Genomic DNA, 3,674 nt, shown 5'->3' with positions numbered 1-3,674 from the left:
TCCAGCTTCTCAACCAAAGAAGGGAAAACGTCTGTTGCAACGTATCCGATCGGTGTGATGGTTTGAAGGGTCCCGTAGGATAGCTGGCCGATGCCGGAGCCAAGCTCGAGGATGGTTGCGCTGTCTGGAACGATACCTGCCATTTGAATCATTGGTAGGTGAAACTGCTTGAAGAAACTTACGTTGTGCTCTTTCTCAGCTGCAAAAATCTGTCCTTCGAAGTCCGGTTCGCCCACGACGACGATATCGGAAATTGCGTCCTTTCCTTCCACTTTGATGCTTCGCGTACAAACGTCCGAGAGGCTGCGCATTGTCAGGTTCGCTTTCTAGAGAGTGCATCTGCTGATGTTCGGAAGGGGCGTCGTAGCACCGGGTATTTGGTGCCGAACTCGCGCAGAACTCGGCCAAGCCGCCAGTAGGTCGAGTTTTTGATTTCGTTCAATTCATAGAGGCTCGCGTCGTCGGATTGAACGAGCGAATTGGTTGTCATGGGGATCTCCGAAAGAAGACGCAGATAATCTAGGTCTCCGAAGGTGTCGTCTGAGTATTGCGAAAACGAATTGGCAGCATCAGAAATAGTTTCTTCGAATTCTGCGATGGATTTTCTTCCATCGAACAAGGCCAGAACCCGATTGCGCCCTTCCGCACCAATCCTGTCTTTCTTTTCTGTATCCTCAATCAATTCACGTATTTTTGAAGCAAGATCAACATGATCAGCGGCGTTAAAGAGAAGACCAGAAACGCCGTCTTCGATGATCTCTGGCAGACCGCCAGCTCTAGATGCGATGACCGGCGTTCCAATTGCCATCGCTTCTATTGCCACCATCCCAAACGGCTCGATAATCGATGGGACGACTGCGGCTAATGCGCGGCTGAGGCACGCTTCGGGCCTATCTGTCCTCCCATGAAAGACAGCTAGATCGTCCACCTGAAGCTTTTTTGACAAATCTTCCAGCCAAATACGAAGCGGGCCATCGCCATAGACATCGAGGCCGACTGGTATGCCTGAAGATTTGAGCAACGCAATGGCTCGAATGAGAACCTCAGTTCCCTTGTGGGCCTCAAGAGTGGTGAGCGTGCAAATTCTTGATGACCGGGCGCGACTGCCGTCCAATTTAGGGACTGTCGTCCAGTTGAGGATGGTTTTCGCTCGCTCACCCGGTACTGTCGTCTCGAAATATTGCCTGGTCCAATCCGAGCAGTATGCGACTGAGCGTGCGTGCTTGAGCAGAATGGAGTCAAACGTCTGCTTCATCAGGTCGTGAGTAGTCGCTTGCCCACCGTCCAAGACGCCATGAACCCACATCACATACGGCAACCCAGCAAGAATTGCTCCGATTGCAGGGCATAGGCTTGTCAAGGTATTTACAATCACGACGTCGGTTCGCTGCCGCCAGTAGAGATCGGCATACATGCTGGCGACTTCGAGAACGTGTTTCGTATAGTCAGACGCAAACTGGATCGGCTCGTAAACATACCACCGAAGTGGTGGAGATCGGCGCCACTGCACGTTCCGAGCACTCAGCAGGTTGCCAAGTGGGCCGCGGTTAGCATTTGGGATAAGAACGACCGGGTTGATTGTAGTGCTCCCGGTCAATCCGATTGCGAGGTTCGCGAGCATTTTCTCTGCGCCAGCTGTGTAGGGCGAATGAGAAACGAGCGTGACATTTAATTTTGCAGAGTTCATTAGATTAAGCCAGACGCGATAGATCTTATCAGATCAGCAAACTGGGGGGCCACGACCGTCGCATCGTAATTCTTGGCGACATCTGCTCTGGCGCTCGCATGCATTCTCAGGAGCTTCTTCTTGTCGAGCAGGGAAATTATCGGTGTTGTCCAATCATCAGGATCAGACACAAGAACTCCATTGATGCCGTCATCAATATGCCAGCTGTAGGGTTCTAGGTTCGAATAGACGCCGACTGCCCCGGCCGCAGTAATCTCAAGATATTTATTTGGGCATTTTGACCGTGAGGTTCGAGTGGCGTCCAGAGGTGCCAATAAGATGTCGGGGCTCGCCTCTCTTATCATCTGAGCGTACTGGATGTAGGACACCCCCGAGTATTCGATGGCCCTGGCGCCACTCATGAAGGCCCGCTGCTCTGCGGATAGATTTCCGAATATCAGCAGATCGACGTCGTCATGGGTCTTTGCTATTTGTGCAAGAGCTCTGAAAGCGCGGTCATCATATCGGTCTGAGCCCGAATACCCGATAACGAAACGCTTTGAATGACGTCTTGGCGTCTTTTCGAATAGAGCCAGATCAACGCTGTTCGGCAACGTGACAATTCTTTTTGCGTAAGGCGCGATGTCGTCGGCAAGCAATCTATTGTATGTAAGTACATAGTCCGCATGCTTGATGCCAAATACAAAATTCTTAAAGAATTGGGTTTCGGGTCCAAATATATTTCTATAAGGGTCTGGCCAGTCTTCAGCTACCGTGATCCAATTGTCGTCGATCATATAAATTGACGGGATATCTAGATCTTTGCACCAATCCAAGATTTGTCGAACCTGTTCGACCTTACATCTCGACAAAATCACCACATCGCTATTCTCAATATCTTCTCTTGTTACAAGATGGTCAAAAACAGGTTTGTATGTACCAAAGCCAGTGCCTTCAAGGTGCTTGAAATACGAGAAAAAACAGAGCCAGTTATGGTGATATTCCCAGAGTCCGCCGGTAATCGTAACTCGGAGAGGTCGGGAAGCAGAAGGTCCTGCGGCTCGCGCCAGCGAGGGGATGTGCCGACACAGATAGCTCGCGTCATCTGGAGCAAGGTCTTGGATGAAATTGCGTTCACGTTCTTGAGCGCTGGCTGCAAACAGGCCGCTCGCCATGTACCTGCGACGCATATCTTCGCTAACTGGGTAAGGTCTCGTGATGAATGGGGTACGACCATCGCTCGTTGAGCCGCCCTCGACCTTAATGATGCTAATCTCGTGGCTACAGGAAAGCCTGATCAGAGCGTCCCAACATGAAGCCTGTTGCACAAGGGGGGAAGGGTCGAAGCCGCCGATCTCGTCCAGAGCCGTTGCGGAGATAGCCAAGTCGGAAAGTGACAAAAATGGGCAATTGAGTACCCATCCGTGAAGCTGCGATTTGGGGATGTTCCCAACAAGCCCATATCGCCCGTTGGAAGATGTATCTGATAATGCGATAGACTGGTTATTCCGGGTGGCGGTTCTGCTCGCTTCGAGAAGGACCGGAAGGCGACGTACGTCCCAGGCAAGTTGCGGACCCAAAAAAATGAGTCGATGGCCGACCGCGATTTTTCTCCCAGCGTTGAACAGCACGGCTGGCAACTCGTTCTCGGATATGACCTCACAAACTCGAACGCGCCGAAAGTAGGAAGGCAAGGACTGAAGGGCCGGTATTGTTTTCCACTGGGGATCACTGAAAACGACGATCAATTCGACGTCATTGTCAACCTTTCCGACTATCGGACGAAGGATATCCGCAATTCGGCTTACGAAACCTCGACCGGAACTCAAGCGCCCTAGTAATATTAGAACAATCGAAAGTGCGCATTGGGTGCTGGCGTAGTCCTCGAAGATTGGTTTTTCCCGCAGCATTCTAGCTCCCTTGGAGGCCTGAAACATATTCACCGGACGTTCTTGCGTAAAGGGCACTTCGCGATGAGGCGTGAATGGGGTTTGCCGCAACCCTTAAT

General features: G+C 51.3%; 3 protein-coding genes. All 3 read right to left on the bottom strand.

Annotated elements, in window-relative coordinates; all coding sequences use genetic code 11:
- Positions 1 to 272 (bottom strand): hypothetical protein (locus tag EN935_RS26330; protein WP_206534570.1); only part of this gene is annotated, 272 nt, incomplete at its 3' end.
- Between the two features lie 41 nt (positions 273 to 313).
- Positions 314 to 1,687: a glycosyltransferase family 4 protein gene (locus EN935_RS26325; RefSeq protein ID WP_127262779.1), complete on the bottom strand. Its 1,374-nt coding sequence runs from the start codon at positions 1,685 to 1,687 to the stop codon at positions 314 to 316.
- Entirely contained in the window at positions 1,687 to 3,609 is a 1,923-nt protein-coding gene (locus tag EN935_RS26320; protein WP_127262780.1) for a glycosyltransferase family 4 protein, read from the bottom strand. The genes EN935_RS26325 and EN935_RS26320 overlap by 1 nt, the downstream gene beginning before the upstream one ends.
- Positions 3,610 to 3,674: the final 65 nt, after the last annotated feature.

It is taken from the genome of Mesorhizobium sp. M7D.F.Ca.US.004.03.1.1 (assembly GCF_003998635.1).
In the GTDB taxonomy this organism is placed as follows: Bacteria; Pseudomonadota; Alphaproteobacteria; order Rhizobiales; family Rhizobiaceae; genus Mesorhizobium; species Mesorhizobium loti.
Note: the sequence above shows the minus strand (reverse complement) of the source record. Positions and strands in the feature narration are given on the sequence as shown.

Coding starts and splice junctions, on each gene's coding strand:
- EN935_RS26325 (WP_127262779.1), bottom strand. CDS start 1,687: ATGAACTCTGCAAAATTAAATGTCACGCTCGTTTCTCATTCGCCCTAC.